Here is a 16,457-nt window from a genome sequence, read left to right as displayed (position 1 = left end):
GGCGACAAACATGAATGTTGGTCGACCAGGTCGAAAGCATGGACCATCAGGGCCAAGCTTGGCAAGCCAAGCTTCATCATGACGTACCGGCCAAGTTGACGACAAGTGCCGACGCCCCTTGGACGTGCCGTCACTGGCCCAGTTATGGCCCGCGCAAACGAGCTGCCGCCCTGAGAAACTTTTTTTGGTGCGACCCGTAGCTCAAAGGTCAAGCCCGTCGTTTCATTGGCGAATGGTTGCAGGTACGAGTTTGCCAGCCCAACGGTGCTTCAGAACTTTATTCTGGCACCACCCAAAACAGCAAAGCTATCCTGAAGATCGGCGGTCTCCTGATCGAGTGAGTAGGTCCGCGCTCCAAGGTAGAGCTCCGTCTGCAGATAGTCGAGGTTCTGGACAATCTGTGCCCCGAAGGAATCGCTCTCGCTACCCTTGCCTGCAATGTCCTTGCCGAAATAGGCGTCGACTGAAAATGCAGTTTTACCGACATCGAAGATATCAGCTTGATAGCCGACCTTTACGTAACCATAGCGCCCATCAACCGTCTCCTTGTCGGAATAGCCCGCTGCAAGGGTGAGGCTGAGGCCGGTATCCAGGTGCAGGATGGAAACGGACCCGTCGTAGATGGAGTTGCTGCCGCCTGGCTTTGAAAAAGCAAGAGCCGCGCTAACCTTGAAGGCATCGTAGGTCTCATTGTATCGAACCGCCATATCCCAGACAGTGACGTCGGTTGTCTCCGGCACAACCTGCGTTCCCACCGACGTCGCAAGGCTGAAGCCGCCATAAGATGGAGTATCGTACCGGACGCGCAGCTTGCGGCTGAGGCCGTCATAGTTGGTGAACGCGTCCTTGACATGGACCGTCGACAGCGTGCCGTCCTCGTTGCGGAAAAACGGTCCACCGGCCATATCCGACACCAATGAATAACCAACGACGTCCGTGCCGGAGAGATCCACCTCGGCGCTCGTATCGGAGGCCATGCTGCCCTGGCCGAACCAGAACTTGCCGTAATCCTTCGAATTCAGATAGATTTCCGCCTTGCGCATAAGGTCGGTTCCCCAGTCGAAGTGATCCTCGTTCGTCTGGTTCACATTGGTTGTCGAGTAGGGTTCCACTCCCATTCGAGATTGGCCCCGAAAGACCAGTCGTTTTCCATGAGGCTATAGATGCGAAAGCCCGCGCGTGAAGACGAGTTGCCGTTGTCGACTGGAAAATAGTTTTCCGTTTGCCCGCCATCATCGTAGATCAGCAGGCCCTTGTTGATCTGCCCGTAGAACTCGAAATAGGCATTATCGTCGCCGAGCCGCAGCTTCGGAATCCAATGTTCTGGTTCCTTGCTGTTTTGCCCTTGCTGCTGCACTGGTTTTGCCGGCTCCTGGGCCGCCACAGACCCCGCACCCGCCAGTGTCGCCATGAGAAGTGCGGGTGAAACAACGTATAATGCATGCCGCATCAAAAGCACCTTCAGCTCATCGGCGATTCGCCTTGACGATTCGCAGCAGTATTCGCCACTTTACTCTGGAAGTCTGTTGCGAATTCTAGTTACGCACCAGTTTTGCAGCTGATCGATTAGACTATCGGGATTTCATCCGGCGACGATACCGACGATCACTGTCCCCCAGGTCGTCAGCAGAATATGGCCGATCGGGACCGCGGGCGTGTAGCCAAGGACTGCAACAGAGCTCCCGGACCTGTCTTGCACCGCGGCCATGCCAGCCGTCATGGTCTGCGCTCCGGCAAGCCCGCCCAGCAGCAATATGGGGTTCATGCCAAGTACGTAGCGCCCGAAGTAGAGGCCTACGATCAACGGAACCATCGTGACGACCATGCCGCCAAACAAAAGTCCGACACCCGCTTCCGCAATAGCGGGGCCAAATATAGGTCCGGCATGAAGACCGGTCATCGCGACAAAGGCAGCCAGACCAAGCGCCGTCATGAGTGAAACGGCGGCATCCGGAATCCTGCCAAAAAGTGGAAAGCGCGTACGCAGGTGCCCCACAATCAGTCCGGCGAGGAGTGTGCCCACACTGGTGCTCAGCGAAATCCGCATATCGCCGATCGGAAACGTGACGAGAACGCCGACAAGCCCGCCAAGGAAGATGGCAAGGCCAAGGACCAGGAAGTCCGTTGCCGTCGCCGGCGCGACGACGACACCAATGCGCTTGGCCGCGCTCGACACGACAGGTTCCGGGCCGACGAGGCGCATGATATCCCCGCGCTGCACCGTGATCCCGGGCGCAAGGGGAATATCTTGGCCGCCACGAGTGATCGTTCGCAGATAGAGGCTCCTTGCCCATCCTTCGGTCGCTACATCCGCTATGCTTCGGCCATTGAGATCAGGGTTCGTCAGCAAAACGTCGGTAACCGAGACCGGCACGTCGAGCAGCTCGCGATCCTCGACTTCTTCGGAGCGCGGACCAAGAACAGTCACAAGAACCTCTCTTGTTCCGGACACCGCAACGATATCGCCGGGTTCAATTACAAGATCGGGCGCGGCCTCAAGGATAGCCTCCCTCCGCCGCAAGCGTTGAATGAAAAGTCTATGCTCTGGAAGTGTCGCCTCGGCAGCGACGATCGATTGGCCGACGATCGGCGCGCCGTCCGCTATCCGGTAGGCGCGAATCTCGAACCGGTGCCAGGCGGAGGAGACCCCGGTTGTCTTACGGGTTATCCCGTACGCCTTCTCAAGCTTCAGCGCCTCGGCGACGAGGTCGATGCCAAGCAGTTTCGGGCCGACGACGCTGCAAAACAGAATGACGCCAACTGCGCCGAAAACGTAGCAAACAGCATCGGCCACAGCGATATGGGCGACAAACCGTGCGCGATCCGCCTCGGGCAGTGGCAATGCATTGATCGCTTCGGTGGCAGTGCCCATTGCCGGACTTTCGGTCAGGGCACCCGACAAAAGCCCGGCCGCAAAACCTGGATCCAGACCAAGGAATTTGGCAACCACGACAGCTGTGAGCAATCCGGTCACGCACACAAACACCGCAAGCAGGACCGGCTTCATTCCATCGCGTTTCAAGGCCTGCAGGAACTGTGGCCCGACCGAGTAGCCGATACCGAAAAGGAACAGCAGAAACAGCAGCGATTTCGCCATCCCGGCAATCGGAACATCGGCGAACTGGCCGATGAGGATACCTGCAAACAGCGATCCCGTAACCGGCCCCAGGCTGAAGCCTCCGAACTTCAGACCCCCGATCAGATATCCAATGCTGATAGCAAGGAATACCGCAAGCTCAGGATACTTGGTCAGGAATTGCTCGATCCAAATTATCACCAGGTCCCCCTCCCCCTTCGGCCAGAGGCTAAGACGCCATCACGGTCGAACCGAAACGCTCATGCAAAATTGGCAAGCGGCTACGCTGAGAATTCCGGCACGACCGTGTTGCAGGCTATCGTTTCGCCTTGGCAGCAACGGCATCTGGTTTGACCAGCTTCAGTCCCCGAGCCTTTTCGTAGCCATGGATCTCCTTCACATCCAGCTTACGCATGAAGTCGATTGTCTCCTGCGTCAGGACCTGACCCGGAACCATGATCGGGAACCCCGGCGGATAGGGGATAACGAAGTTGGCAGAGACCATTTCTGGCCCCTCCTTCAGGCGCCGATCGCATTCAGCGCCAATGAGCGGCACATACTCGCACACGGAGGCGTCATAGGCATTGAAGAAGGCGGCTCGCATGTCGCCTTCCGGCGTCGTACGCCCCGCATCGCCGCGATACATCTCATGGAAATGACTGAAGTTGGGGAGGTCCGGCACGTCGGTCATCAGCGACTTTACCCGTGCTGCAAAAGCTGCACGCTCGGCCTCTCCGCCGTTGACAAGGCGCTTTTCGATATCATTGCAGATCTCGACCAGGACACGAACGAGGTGCGCGATATCGCTGCGGGTATTGTTGATGTTGGACTGCAGGAGCACGCTGTTGCGCGACGTCTTGTTCAGTTGGATATCGTACTCGTTGGCTAGCAGCCCCTTGAACTGCGTTCCGTCAAAGCCAGCCGTTCCGCACACCAGCGTCATACGCGTTGGATCGAGGTAGAACTCGTCCTCCTTCATCGCCTTCACCGCCGTGGCCCAGGTCGCGCCCGGCGCCAGGTAGTCCTTGAACCCTGACTGCCTGTACTCCGCGGGGATCATCTCATCGGCACCCAGAACGCGGAAATACTTCGAGATCAGTGGATGCTCGTTGATTGCCCGGCGAATCTTGAGCGCGATTTCGATCGCGTTCATCACCAACCCATACCCATCGAGCTCCATCTGCCTGCGAGCCACGTCGAGGCTGGCGATCAGTTGCTGGTTCGGACTTGTGGAAGCATGGGTGAACACCGCCTCGTGGAACTGGGCCTCGACGGTGTGAAAGTCGACATCCTTGACCAGCAACATTGAGCCTTGCCGGATCGCCGACATGGACTTGTGCGTCGAGTTGGTCTGATAGACCCGAAGGCGAACGAGCCGTGGGTCGGGGATCAGGCGTGCTTTAAGCAGCGCTTCGTCAGATGGATCATCCCCGAGATCAGCGCGCTGCTTTTCATAGGCACTGACCGAGGCCGGATCGTGCAGCCAGTCTTCGATATCGGCGGCCGCCCCCATGGCGGTGCGTGGACGCAGGAAGGGTGAAAACCTGGCAAATCCGGACCACGCTTCGTCCCATAGGAAGATGAGGTCCGGCTTGATCGCGAGGCATTCCTCCATCACGCGCCTGACATTGTACATGTGCCCGTCGAAAGTGCAGTTGGTGAGGTCGAGCAGTTTCAGCCGATCAAGGCGTCCTTCCGCCCTCAATGCCAAGAGGGCTTGCTTGATCGTCGAAAGCGGCACGGCGCCGTACATCGAGTATTCCGTCATCGGGAACGCTTCGACGTAGTAGGGCTGCGCACCGGTCAGAACCATGCCGTAATGGTGCGATTTGTGGCAGTTTCGATCGACCACCGCAATGTCACCGGGCGCCAGAAGCGCCTGCACCGCCATCTTGTTGGAAGTGGACGTGCCATTCGTCACGAAGAAGACGTGGTCGGCCCCGAAGGCGCGGGCCGCAAGCTCCTGCGAACGCTTGATCGTGCCGGTAGGTTCCAGCAGGCTGTCGAGACCACCGGTCGTCGCGCTGCTTTCCGCCAGGAACAGATTGAGCCCATAGAATTCGCCCATGTCGCGGATCCAGTCAGACTTGAAGACAGATTTGCCGCGGGCGATGGGAAGCGCATGAAATGTGCCGATGGGTCGTCGTGCATATTTCTTCAGATTGTCGAAGAAGGGCGTTTCATAGCGTGCCTGCACGCCTTCGAGGATGGCGAGATGCATCTCCAGCGGCTCCTCCACCGCGTAGAACACACGCCGCACCGAATCCGCCGTCGGGTCGCCGGCGATCTTTTCGACTTGCCGGTCGGAAAGCAGATAGACGTCGAGTTCGGGCCGGATACGCTTCAAGCTGCGTGCCAGGCGGAGCGCCGACATGTCTGGTCCGTCGGTTTCCCCAAGCGGATCGAGTACCGAGCGAAGCACAGGCGCGTCGTGGCGCGAGCGGTAAGGAAAGCCTTCCGCGAGTACGACAGCGATGATATCGGGGTTCAGGGCGGCCGCGCAGAAGGCATCCTCGAAGGACCCGACCAGAACAGGCTCATAGATGAAGCCGTCCTCCGGTCGCCGGAGCCTGCGGATCTCCGCTGCGAACGTCTCCCAGCGCGCGGCCGGCTGGCTGTTGACAAACAGAACTTCGAAATAGGGCCGGCGTCCGTTCGCCTCCCCGGTTCCAGGCGGCATGATATCGGTCACCTCCGTTCCCGACATCTCGTCATGCACGTCCCATTCACTCTGACGTCCCCGATAGGAATGGGTCAGCAGCCCATTGGAGATGCGCCGCGCAAGCCTTGCTGCCCCGCCCGCATCATTGGTGGCGATGCGCTCCGCCAGAGCCATAAGCAATCCCCGGCCCGGATAGGCGTAGTACTCCTCCGCCGGCGCCACGGCAGAGATCGCCGCTTCCAGCGCTGCCCGTGCGCCGCGATTGGCGGCCCAGGCCTCTGCAAGCGTCGTGATCTCACGCCAGTTGTCGGCACGCGCCGAATGGATGAGCAAAAACTGGTCTACTTGTGCGGTCTTGCTTGGCATAGCGCGCTCCCAACTCAGTTTTATATGGGCTGCCAGCGGCCACTGATCTGCAGTTCTTTCTCAGTGGCCGCGGCTATGATGGACGCAAAAAAATAAGACGAACCAATTTCGAAACCCGGTCACGGCTTCTGCCGGTAAAAGCTTCGAACAACTCACCATGGGTGTCCAAGACGAGGCCGCATCTTCGGAAAGGAGCGGTTCTTCGCAAAGAGATGCGGCGCCGAAGCGCCGCCATTCAAACCGAAAATGACTAGGTCATCATCATGACGAGCACCATGCCCCAGATCGTCAGAAGCGTGTTGCCGACGGCATAGGTCACGGTGTAGCCGAGCCCAGGGATCTGGCTCTTGGCGCGATCATTGATCATCCCAAGCGAGGCTGTCGTCGTGCGTGCGCCCGAGCAGCATCCCAGCAAAATGGCGGGGTGAAACCGGAACACATACTTTCCGACATACATTGCCAGCACGAGGGGCACGGTCGTTGCGAATATCCCCCAAAGGAACAGGCTGAAGCCAAGCTGCTGCAGGCCGGCGACAAAACCTGGGCCGGAGGAGATGCCGACCACCGCGATGAAGACGTTCAGACCGACCGAATTCATGAACCAGACGGTCGATGTCGGTATCCGGCCGAATTTCGGGCGCACTGAGCGCAACCAGCCGAAGAAAAGCCCGGAGATCAACGCGCCCCCGGACGTGGACAAGGTAAACGGCACATCGCCCACCTTGTATACGAGCGCACCGAGCAGGCCACCGATCGCAATCGCTGCACCAATAAACGCAACATCCGCGACGTCGGTCGGGCGGTCGGCAACACCGAGCGCCTTCGCGGCTGCGGAAGTATCCTGCGTCCGTCCGACAATCGTCAGGATGTCACCGCGATGGATCTCCGTGTTCGGAAGAATGGGGATTTCAGTCGCCGTTGCGCCACGGGCGATCCGCCGCAGGAACACACCGCGAGAAGTCGGCCACTGCGCCAGTTCGGCCAGCGTCTTTCCATTGGCTTCCTTGGCAGTCACCAGGACGTCGACGCCCTCGATGGGCACCGCCAACAGTTCGCGGTCGTCGACCTCTTCTGCAGTCTGACCGATCAGGCCCACCAGCACGTCACGGCGGCCGGCAACGGCAACGACGTCACCCGCCTGAACCACCATATCCGCTGTCGCTTCTTCGATCTTAGATCCCCGCCGGATCCGCTCGATGAACACGCGCTGCTCGGGGATGAGGGATTCGGCCTCTCGTACCGTCTTGCCGACGACAGGGCCATCCGCACGAACGCGATAGGCGCGCAACTCGTAATGATGCCAGGCTGTTCCAGCGCCGCCCGCCTCCTTCTTGCCGCCCTGCTCCGCCTCGTAGCGCTTGCACTCAGCCTCCAGGTCGATACCCAGCAGCGCCGGTCCAAAAAGGGCTAGAACGATAGCCGATCCCACGGTGCCGAAAATATAGGTGACTGCATAGGCGACCGGCATCGCATCCAGCAATCGCTTTGTCTCCTCGGGCGCAAGGCCGAGACGATTGATGGCGTCCGTTCCCAAGCCCATCGACGCGGAGATGGTCTGCGATCCCGCATAGAGCCCCAGTGCGGAACCGACATCGTAACCGGCCACTTTGGCCGCGACGAAAGGCGCGCCAAGGCAAAATATGCAGACCACGACTGCGAACAACGCCTGCGGGATGCCATCCTTGGCGATACCTCGCACGAATTGCGGACCGACGCCGTAGCCGATCGCAAACAGGAACATCAGAAAGAACGTGGCCTTGAGAGGCGGCGAAATCGTAATCCCGATCTGTCCGATGATGACGGCAGCAACCAGCGTGGCCGTTACCGCGCCAAGGCCGAGGCCCTTGTACGTAAACGAGCCGAAGTAGTAACCAAGTGCCAGGGAGAGAAATATTGCAATCTCAGGATACGTGCGAAGCGTGCTTACGAACCAGTCAATCATACTGCCTCCCCCCATTACTCGGACCTTGGATTCGATAGCCGACTGAAGCTAATCACTATTTGAACGTGATGATGCCCAGCACCTTTCAAAGAAGCAACAGCAATCATGCGAAAGCACGACAATGTAACTGTTACGTATCTTCCCTGGAGCAACGCATCGGCCCATAATTGACCCAAGCAAAATATTGTATCGTACTTGCCCTCTCGCCCTGCCGCGGTAATGGAGGCAGAGGTGAGTTCAATTTCTTTAAGGGAATCAGTACCCCTCTGTACTTGGGGGCAAATCATGATCCGGAAAACGTTCATCGCGCTTGGCAGCGCAGTGACGATGCTGATTTCAACGCCCATCACCGCGGTCATGGCCCAGCGAAACCGCGCAAGTCGCAAAATCAAGGGATGGCAATTCAACTTTCTCCCGGCCGGCAACCCTGCCTGCCGCGCGCCCGCTGCCGCCCTGCCGTCCAGCCACTATCGGTCCCATGTTGAAGGGCGTGCGAGCCCGATTGGATTTCTCACGGGAACTTTGGGTTTCATGTGATTGATTTGGGCGGATTGGTCTGGAAGGCGTTTTATCTCCGGACCTTCGGCAAGTCCTGCTCCAATGGCAGTCAGTCGCGTTCTGGAGTCGCCTCGTCCATCCGTATCTGGCGCAACATGCTGCGCCCGGCGATAAACATCTCAACAAGGAATGCCACAAGCGATCCGATGAGCGACAAGATCGCGCCGCCGAAGAACCAGAAGAGATTTTCTTCACGGAACCCGAACTGGAGCGCACCGGCTAGCAGATTGAGGATAGCCCAACCAGTACAGATCGCGGCGAATGTCCCGAGGGCGACCGCTATCTCCAGGGCAAGCGTACGCCGGCGCAGATAGTCCAGCTGCGTGCGTCGAGCTTCCCCCCGTTCACGCTTCTCCTGTATCGCGTTGACCCGATCCGAAACCCGGCCAAGACGAATCTCGTAGACACCGACGAAACCTGCCGTGCCGGCAAGGAGAAAAACCGGCGCCAGCGCGGTTTGGACAATAGAGGCAAGATCGGAGACGATTGCTGGTGTTTGCATGTGTGCTCTCAACAACTTCTGCGCAGTTAGATTTGCGACGTATGGAATATTAGAAATCTGTGGCAGGCTCCCAAAAAGGCAAATCACCCGTACTGAACGGGCGAGGGAATTGGTCTTTTCGAGTTGAGAGCCGATACGGCTGCGCATTCCCGGAGCGAACAAGGGTTTGTTGTCTACGATTGACGCCGAAGTTGTTACCCAAGCGGCCGACCGGCCTCTGACGAGAGCGGCAACTGAGACGCTGAGACGGCAGTCACCCACGCGCGCCCGCAACGCAGGGCTCCATTTGACGCGGCTTGGCCCTATTGGCGAACCTGGTGCGCGGCAGCGCCGGTAGAAAATTGGTCAGGACATCCATGGCTCTGGAGTGATCGGGGACTGGCAAATGACGGCATGTCCAAACCTCATACGCACGCTCATATCGCTACGCGCCAGCGGGAACGGTAAGCCTGGCGCATTTGAAAAATCAAAATGGCGTCGAACTGGGCATTCTATCGGCTTGACCATCACACTCGTGATAATCGCAAGCAGTTTTGCCGAGCAGTCCCTCGCCCAACCGCTGAACGCTGCGGGTATGCCGGACGTCGAGTTTGGCCCGCGAAAAATGTTCTTGATGCTTTTTCTTATGCTCGGCCCCATCAAGATATTGGTACCCTTTGTAAGCATCACCGCCGGCTGGGAGGGCCATCCTCTTCTCGGCCGGTGCCCTGGCTATCGCCGGCTTGCTTGGGCGCACAATGTTGGAGAACTTTGAAATTTCCTTGCCGGTCCTGGCCATGACTGGGGGCATCATCCTGTTTCTCGTGGCTCTTCGAACGATCTTGCAGCAATCCGCGAACCAGACCGAGCACACCCTCGCGGTGGGCCGACCACAAGACCAGAGGCTTGCCCTTGCGCCACTAGCCTTTCCAATCATCGTCCCTCCCTATGGTATCGCTGCCGTGATCGTTTTTACGACCCTGGCCGGCGATCGCCAGGCGGAAGGCTTTATCGTCGCCGCCATCGTGCTCCTAATCCTGTTACTGGATTGGCTCGCGATGACGTTCGCGGACACCATCTTGAAATGGGTAGGAACCTCCCTCCAGGTATTGGCGGTCGTGCTCGGTGTCACGCAGGCGGCCCTTGGACTTCAGATCATTCTGCATAGTTTGAGTTTGATCGAATGGTGACCTCCGCCTGTCAAAGGCGACCACAAGCACCTCTTCGGCGCCCGCATAGCGCGATCTCGGCTTGAAATTTACCTAGCACCTAGCACGCTTGCTGGTGACGTAACCTTAGCTTTCGAAGTCGTTTCAGCCTTCCCGCCAGTCCCGGGCACTCGAGATGTCGAGCCCTCCCGATCAGGAGTTGAAGACAATGTTCTCGGCGGTGAAACCGCCAGCAATCGCACGGCCGTGCACAATGTAACTGTTACGTTCTTCAGCAAGCCGACATATTCCGCTTAATGTCCGTTCGGAGTGACCTTGGGGAAGCCATGCGGCGGTTGGTTGTCATGAAGTTGGTTCAGATAGGCGCTGGCGATGGCGCTCGCTCTGCTGCCCAGCCAATACACACCGAGCCGCTTTACCGGCATCCCAAGGAGACCAGTATTTCGGGCGACCCTTTCCGTCTTTACCCTTGGAGGTGATCATAGTGCGGAAGACAATAATCGTGCTTGGCAGCGCTGTTGCCATGATGCTCTCATCATCCATGAACCCGGTGTTCGCGCAGCAGTCGGCAGGCGCGCCGGCGGCCGAGCAGCAAACGGCGCCGGAACCGCTCACCGACGACGAACTCGAGATCCTGATTGCCCGCATCGCGCTCTATCCCGACGAGCTGGTGGCGCTGATTTCCGCGGCCGCTCTCTATCCGCTGCAGATCGTCGAGGCGGAACGGTTCCTTGAGGGCCGCCAGAAGAAGCCCGACACGAAACCGAAGGACGATTGGGACGGCAGCGTCATCTCGCTGCTCAACTATCCCCAGATCGTCAAGATGATGGCCGAAGACCTCGACTGGACGCAGTCCTTCGGCGATGCGATCGCCAATCAGCAGAAAGACGTGCTGGTCGCGATACAGCAACTGCGCGACGAGGCAGTCGCCAAGAACATCATCAAGTCCGACGACAAAGTGACGGTGGTCCAGGAAGGCGACAATGTCGTCATCCAGGCGGCGAACCCGGAAACGATCTACGTGCCGCAGTATCCGCCGGAGATGCTGTATCAGCCCAACTATGCGCCGGCGCCGATCAGTTACTATGAAGAGCCCTCTCCCGCCTATTGGTATCCGGGCGCGACCTTCTTTGCAGGTGCGGTGACGGGTGCGGCCTTTGCGGCGATCGTCGACTGGGACGATTGGGGTGTGTGGGGCGGCCGCTGGAATGGCGGCGATGTCGACATCGACTGCAACAATTGCTTCAACAACATCAATGGCAAGGTCAAGTGGAACGACGTCGACTGGAAGAACGTCGACCGCAGCAAGATCAAGCTCGACAGCACTCAGTTTCAGAAGTTCGACCGGACCAACGTCAAGAACAATATCAAGGCGGACGGCAACAACAACCTGCGCAACCGCGCCAACGAGATCAACCGCGATCGCCCGAACGCAGGGCCTACCGGTGGCAGCGCGGGCCAGATCAAGGACGTGCGCAAGAACACCCTTGATGGGCTGAAGGCGCAGCAGCGGCCAGCGACCCGTCCCGCCGATGGCCAGGCGACAAGACCGAAGGCCGGTGACGCCAAGGCAGGCACCAACCGTCCGCAAGCAAAACAGACCCCGGCAAACCGACCCGCGGGCAAGCCGAAGATGGGCGGCAAGGCCGAGAACCGACCCGCGAACCCGTCGGGGCTCGGCACCGTCAATTCCGGCCGTCGCGAGGTTAACTCGTCACAGCGCGGTGGACAGAGCATGGGTGGCGGCCAGCGTGGCGGCGGGCGGCCACAAGCAACCCGCGGCGGCGGCAAACCTCCAATCCAACGCGGTGGCGGCGGCGGTGGGCGCGGCGGCGGCGGCAGACGATAGTCAGATAGGAGAACGACCATGACAAAGCTCTTTCATCCGCTTCTCCTTGGAACGGCGATCGCCCTCACCCTGGCCGCCGGACCGCTCAAAACTTCCTTCGCGCAGACAAAGGCGCCGGCGGAGCAGGCACCAATGGATCAAATGGCGGCCGGCCTCGACGCCTATGCGTCCGACCAAGATCCTCCGGCCTTCGATGATCCGGCCAAGGCAGTCGACGAATTCAAGGCGAAGCTCGCCGCCAATGATTTCGACGGTCTGGCAAAACTTCTCGGGCTCAATGCGGAAAAGCTCAAAGCCGGTGAAGGCGCGATGGATACTTTCGCGCTCATCCGCGAAGGTGCAGCCCGCAATGTCATCGTGCGCGATCTCGAAGGGCGCGAGATCATCCAGATCGGTGATCGGCTCTGGCCGCTGCCGTTCCCGATCACCAAGGGCGAAGACGGCAAATGGGCCTTCGACACCTATGTCGGGCTCGAGGAAATTCTCAATCGCCGCGTCGGCGAGAACGAACTACAGGCGATCGACACCGTTCAGGCCTATGTCGACGCACAGAGGGAATATGCCTCCAAGGACCGCGATGGCGATGGCGTGCTCGAATATGCCCAGAAGCTGATCAGCAGCCCGGGCCTGACGGACGGGCTCTACTGGCCGGCTGACCAGGGCGATGGTGAAAGCCCGGTCGGCGATGCGATCAGCGAAGCTGCACTGGAAAAGGCGAAGGCCGGCCAAGGATACTTCGGCTACCGTTTCCGCATCCTGACGTCACAGGGCGACAACATCGCCGGCGGCCGGTACGACTACGTCATCAACGGCAACATGATCGGCGGCTTTGCCCTGATCGCCTCGCCGGTCAGCTATGCCGAGACCGGCGTCAAGACCTTCGTCGTCAACCAGCAGGGCATCGTCTACGAACGCGATCTCGGGCCGAATACCGAAGAGATCGTGCCCTTCATCGATCGCTTCGATCCCGACGACAAATGGGACGTCGTGCCCGATTGAAAACCCCACGTCAGGAGGTATCGGAAAACCCGGAAGGCTCGAAGTCGATCAACGCGAGAGCGATTGGCGCCGACCACATCTTTGCCTACCCCCTGCGTGCAGGTGAAGTTCACTGAACCGGAGCTCGGAAAGCGCCAAAGGCGCCCGGACGACTATGTGGGCGAAGATCACGTACGCACAATGGTACTGACGTCCTCTAAAACGAAAGGCCCGCGTCTTGGGACGCGGGCTTTTCAGTAGCCGTAGAGTACGCTTGCATCGACGCGTTCTCTGGGCAACGTTGGCCAGAGCCGGCCTTGGAACGCCTACTCCTCCGGCCTACATTCAGTACTTGATATCTCGAGCGGTCTGTCGACCAGTCTGTTTGGTCTGCCGCTTGTCCTGTCGACATGCCGCGTTGCTTTGTTGATTGGCAGCACGGCAATCTTGCTTCGTCTCGCGCGCGCCCTGCCGTGTCTCTTGCCTGACGTCGCGCCCTGCGCGGCGTTGCTGTGCTTGATCGGTCGACCACGATACACCCGGTACAGTTGCCAGAAACATCCCGGCCAATAGCGCTATATACAGCGGTTTCAGCTTGCCCATTGCCTGACCCTCCTGATTGCTTCCAGGTAAAAGAACGGCCCCAAACGGAAGGGCATAATTGTCCACCTGTAGCCAAGAGAATCGCTATAGGATCGTCCGTGTTGGTCCCAATCATTGATCGAAATCGATCACGGCCCAGAATGACAAAGGGAACCGCTGCTCATGAACAGAGTTCGTTTGTAGTTCAGATCTCGTCAACAAGCCGAGTGGATCACGGTCTTTCCCCGCAAAATATGCGTTCCTGGCTTGTTCAGTGCGCCACTATGAACTTGAGACGTTCGGTTCAAAGAGTCCGATCAAGTTCAATTCGCATCCGGCATGTTTCGTTGCACCGCCCAGCGGCAAGCTTTTTGCACGGCGGAAAAGATAAGAGTGCGATCAAAGACGCGTCAGAAATTTGAAGTGGACCTGCGTGAGCATGAGGCGCGTTCGACGCCCAAGGGTAGGTCAAACTGATGCAGTCCCACCTTTGGGAGGACCTGCGCGGCAACAGTGCTTGAGCTGCTTGCCGGACCCACAAGGGCAAGGGTCATTGCCCCGCAGTTGCAGCTTACCGATGAGTGGCAGAAGCGCTTGGGAGGGAAGCATCCCAGCCATAAGGATCGCCAATTTTGCAGAAACGCCGGGAATAACCAGCCGGCGGCCCGCTTTGAATCCGCGCCATGCGGCGGCTGCCACATAATCGGGACTGGCTTTCGGTAATACCTTGAAAAGCGCAGCCCTGTTGGCTCCAGATTTTTCGAGGAATTCGGTCGACACTGGTCCCGGCGCCACGCAGGTCACAGTTACCCCCGTCTTTCGCGTCTCCTGGTACAGGGCCTCTGAGAAGGAGCGCACAAACGCCTTGCTCGCATAATACATCGCCATGTAGGGGCCAGGGGTAAAGCTGGCCACTGAGGCCATGTTGATGACGCCCCCACGACGTCTTTCGACCATGCCCGGTAGCAGGCGCAGTGTCATTTCAGCAAGAGCGCGCATATTGACGTCGATCATCCCCACCTGGTCGCCAATCGGCAACGATGTGGCCGCACCTCGCAAGCCGAAGCCGGCGCTGTTGACAAGAACTTCGCAGACGAGCCCCTGGTGTGAGAGGAACTCTTCAAGATTGGTCGAAGCATCGCGAGATGTAAGATCAAGCGAGAGGCTGAATGCTTGGCCGCCCGCCTGTTTGATTGAGGATTCCACGACGTGGAGACCCTCGATGGATCGCGCAATGAGGACTACCGGCGCGCCATCTCGTGCGGCAAGTTCAGCTATCGCTCTGCCTATCCCCCGGGACGCCCCGACGACGACAATTGCGGGCCGTTGAAGATGACGCGATGTCATACGGAGGACTTTCGCGCCGCAATCGAAGCGTATTCGGCCGCGGAAAGACTGGCCACCTCGTTTGCGATTTCTCCGTTTAAGATTTCCTCAAAGCGCAGGAGGGCGCGCGCGACATTGGCGCCGTCCATGACGCGATGATCATAGTGAATACGGACGGTGACCGTTCCGTCTTCAGCGATTGGGCCATAGTTGAAGATCGTCGTCAAAGGCGTCAGCGGATTGAGCGACTCCGCACCCAGCCCAGAATAGACCGACAACTGGAACGTGCCGAACCGGTGTCCCCGTTGACGACCCATGTTGAGGCTGAGCCACATCAACAGCCGCCGCAGTGGCGCTGGAAACCGTGCAATCTTCAGCGCTCGACGGAACTCCCTGATTTCGAGAACCGGACGGGACCGAGCTTCCTGAAGCAGGGCGCTCAACTCCGGGATCGACCGCCGTTCGGGCGTCCTGATCGTACTGAGAAGCACAACCCGCTCACCTTGGTATTCTCGCTCGTGCGCCACGGACGCGACGCTTCCCGGGTATTCATAGAGTTGCGGTCTCGGCAACTTGACATAGGCCCGGCGGAACTCTGGCATCTCTTTGGACAGGAGCCCGTAGCCCTTCAAGAACAGCACCATCCAAGAGGGTCGTTCCGATTGGTTTGTCCTGGCTTCATGCAACACGCTGAGACGCATTTGTCGCTGCACGGTAACCCGCGGCACGCCGATCGAAAATCGCATGAGATCCCCGACGAGGCGTCGTGCCGCAGAAAGCTTGACCGGTCGGCCCCGCATCACGCCACCTCTAGTACAGATAGGGTATAATGCGCTTCGTCCTGTCCATGTAGGCACGGTACTCGGCGCCGAAAAACTCCAGCATCAGACGCTCCTCCTTGTCGACCCGCAGGAAAAAAAGCACGGAGAAACCGACGACGCCCGCAAGGCCGACCAGCCAGTTTGATAACAAAAACAGCTGGCCTATGGCCATCAGTAGGAAGCTTGTATACATCGGATGGCGTATGAGGGCGTACAGGCCTTTGCTGATCAATTGATGTTTTTCTCGGATTTCCAGCGAGATAGACCAATTCCGGCCGAGCTCCTTGTGTGTGCGGCGGAAGGTCCATAGAGCCATGCCGAAAATGAGGGCTCCGAGGACCACCATCCATGAATGTGCGGGGTAGTCGGCAAAGCGGGGGATACCGGTTGCGACATAAAACCCGGGCAAAATCGCAAGACCGAGCAAAGCAGCAGCAAGGCCAATCGTGTCGGTCATCGAGCGGCGACTGGTCGTCACGCGCACCCGCTTCGCCCGGCGTTCAAACGGGTAACGGACCACATACCAGGCAACGATGCCTATGACCCAGAAAGCTTCACCGATGGAAGGGACAGACATGTTCACGATGCATCACCCAAGCTATTGCTGCTGCTTCGGCTACCGAAACTTCAAGCCGGGACGAGACTGC

Annotated in this window: 15 protein-coding genes; 5 read left to right on the top strand and 10 right to left on the bottom strand. The window is 58.9% G+C overall.

From position 1 onward, the window contains the following. Positions 1–269 precede the first annotated feature (269 nt). From LAC81_RS36860 to aspT (LAC81_RS36840), 5 genes are all read right to left on the bottom strand, one after another. Positions 270–1,043 (bottom strand): hypothetical protein, encoded by a 774-nt coding sequence (locus LAC81_RS36860; protein ID WP_223730520.1) that lies wholly within the window; start codon positions 1,041–1,043, stop codon positions 270–272. Positions 1,044–1,084: 41 nt separating this feature from the next. After that, positions 1,085–1,450, bottom strand: coding sequence for a hypothetical protein (locus tag LAC81_RS36855; protein ID WP_223730519.1), 366 nt, complete (start codon positions 1,448–1,450; stop codon positions 1,085–1,087). 132 nt (positions 1,451–1,582) lie between these two features. Further along, positions 1,583–3,277 (bottom strand): aspartate-alanine antiporter, encoded by a 1,695-nt coding sequence (aspT, locus tag LAC81_RS36850; RefSeq protein WP_223730518.1) that lies wholly within the window; start codon positions 3,275–3,277, stop codon positions 1,583–1,585. A gap of 115 nt (positions 3,278–3,392) precedes the next feature. Then, positions 3,393–6,104 carry a decarboxylase gene (locus LAC81_RS36845; RefSeq protein ID WP_223730517.1) on the bottom strand — a complete coding sequence of 904 codons (2,712 nt, stop codon included), beginning with the start codon at positions 6,102–6,104 and terminating at the stop codon, positions 3,393–3,395. A 250-nt stretch (positions 6,105–6,354) separates the two neighbouring features. Then, positions 6,355–8,046, bottom strand: a complete 1,692-nt coding sequence (gene aspT / locus LAC81_RS36840; protein ID WP_223730516.1) for an aspartate-alanine antiporter — start codon at positions 8,044–8,046, stop codon at positions 6,355–6,357. 285 nt (positions 8,047–8,331) lie between these two features. Here aspT (LAC81_RS36840) and LAC81_RS36835 point away from each other — a divergent pair, with 285 nt between their 5' ends. Next, positions 8,332–8,583, top strand: a complete 252-nt coding sequence (locus LAC81_RS36835) for a hypothetical protein (protein ID WP_223730515.1) — start codon at positions 8,332–8,334, stop codon at positions 8,581–8,583. A gap of 70 nt (positions 8,584–8,653) precedes the next feature. Here LAC81_RS36835 and LAC81_RS36830 read toward each other — a convergent pair whose 3' ends face one another. Beyond that, the gene (locus LAC81_RS36830; RefSeq protein WP_223730514.1) at positions 8,654–9,106 is read right to left on the bottom strand and encodes a DUF2721 domain-containing protein; all 453 of its coding nucleotides are present in this window, start codon (positions 9,104–9,106) and stop codon (positions 8,654–8,656) included. Positions 9,107–9,605: 499 nt separating this feature from the next. Between LAC81_RS36830 and LAC81_RS36825 the strand changes: the two genes are divergently transcribed. From LAC81_RS36825 to LAC81_RS36810, 4 genes are all read left to right on the top strand, one after another. After that, positions 9,606–9,860 carry a hypothetical protein gene (locus LAC81_RS36825; protein ID WP_223730513.1) on the top strand — a complete coding sequence of 85 codons (255 nt, stop codon included), beginning with the start codon at positions 9,606–9,608 and terminating at the stop codon, positions 9,858–9,860. Next, the gene (locus LAC81_RS36820; RefSeq protein ID WP_235693199.1) at positions 9,844–10,275 is read left to right on the top strand and encodes a MarC family protein; all 432 of its coding nucleotides are present in this window, start codon (positions 9,844–9,846) and stop codon (positions 10,273–10,275) included. Before LAC81_RS36825 ends, LAC81_RS36820 begins: the two co-directional genes overlap by 17 nt. Positions 10,276–10,735: 460 nt before the next feature. Continuing rightward, positions 10,736–12,103: a DUF3300 domain-containing protein gene (locus LAC81_RS36815; RefSeq protein WP_223731058.1), complete on the top strand. Its 1,368-nt coding sequence runs from the start codon at positions 10,736–10,738 to the stop codon at positions 12,101–12,103. Positions 12,104–12,121: 18 nt separating this feature from the next. Then, positions 12,122–13,102, top strand: a complete 981-nt coding sequence (locus tag LAC81_RS36810; protein ID WP_223730512.1) for a DUF2950 domain-containing protein — start codon at positions 12,122–12,124, stop codon at positions 13,100–13,102. Positions 13,103–13,426: 324 nt separating this feature from the next. Here the strand turns inward: LAC81_RS36810 and LAC81_RS36805 are convergent, their stop codons facing one another. The 4 genes from LAC81_RS36805 to LAC81_RS36790 all read right to left on the bottom strand — a co-directional run bounded on the left by LAC81_RS36805 (position 13,427) and on the right by LAC81_RS36790 (position 16,387). After that, on the bottom strand, positions 13,427–13,642 hold the full coding sequence (locus LAC81_RS36805) for a hypothetical protein (protein ID WP_419195931.1): 216 nt from the start codon (positions 13,640–13,642) through the stop codon (positions 13,427–13,429). Positions 13,643–14,131: 489 nt separating this feature from the next. After that, positions 14,132–15,010, bottom strand: a complete 879-nt coding sequence (locus tag LAC81_RS36800; RefSeq protein ID WP_223730510.1) for an SDR family NAD(P)-dependent oxidoreductase — start codon at positions 15,008–15,010, stop codon at positions 14,132–14,134. Continuing rightward, positions 15,007–15,789 carry a 2-oxo acid dehydrogenase subunit E2 gene (locus LAC81_RS36795; protein ID WP_223730509.1) on the bottom strand — a complete coding sequence of 261 codons (783 nt, stop codon included), beginning with the start codon at positions 15,787–15,789 and terminating at the stop codon, positions 15,007–15,009. Before LAC81_RS36795 ends, LAC81_RS36800 begins: the two co-directional genes overlap by 4 nt. 10 nt (positions 15,790–15,799) lie before the next feature. Next, entirely contained in the window at positions 15,800–16,387 is a 588-nt protein-coding gene (locus LAC81_RS36790; protein ID WP_223731057.1) for a protein-S-isoprenylcysteine O-methyltransferase, read from the bottom strand. Between the last annotated feature and the right edge of the window lie 70 nt (positions 16,388–16,457).

Source organism: Ensifer adhaerens (assembly GCF_020035535.1).
Classification (GTDB): Bacteria; Pseudomonadota; Alphaproteobacteria; order Rhizobiales; family Rhizobiaceae; genus Ensifer.
Note: the sequence above shows the minus strand (reverse complement) of the source record. Positions and strands in the feature narration are given on the sequence as shown.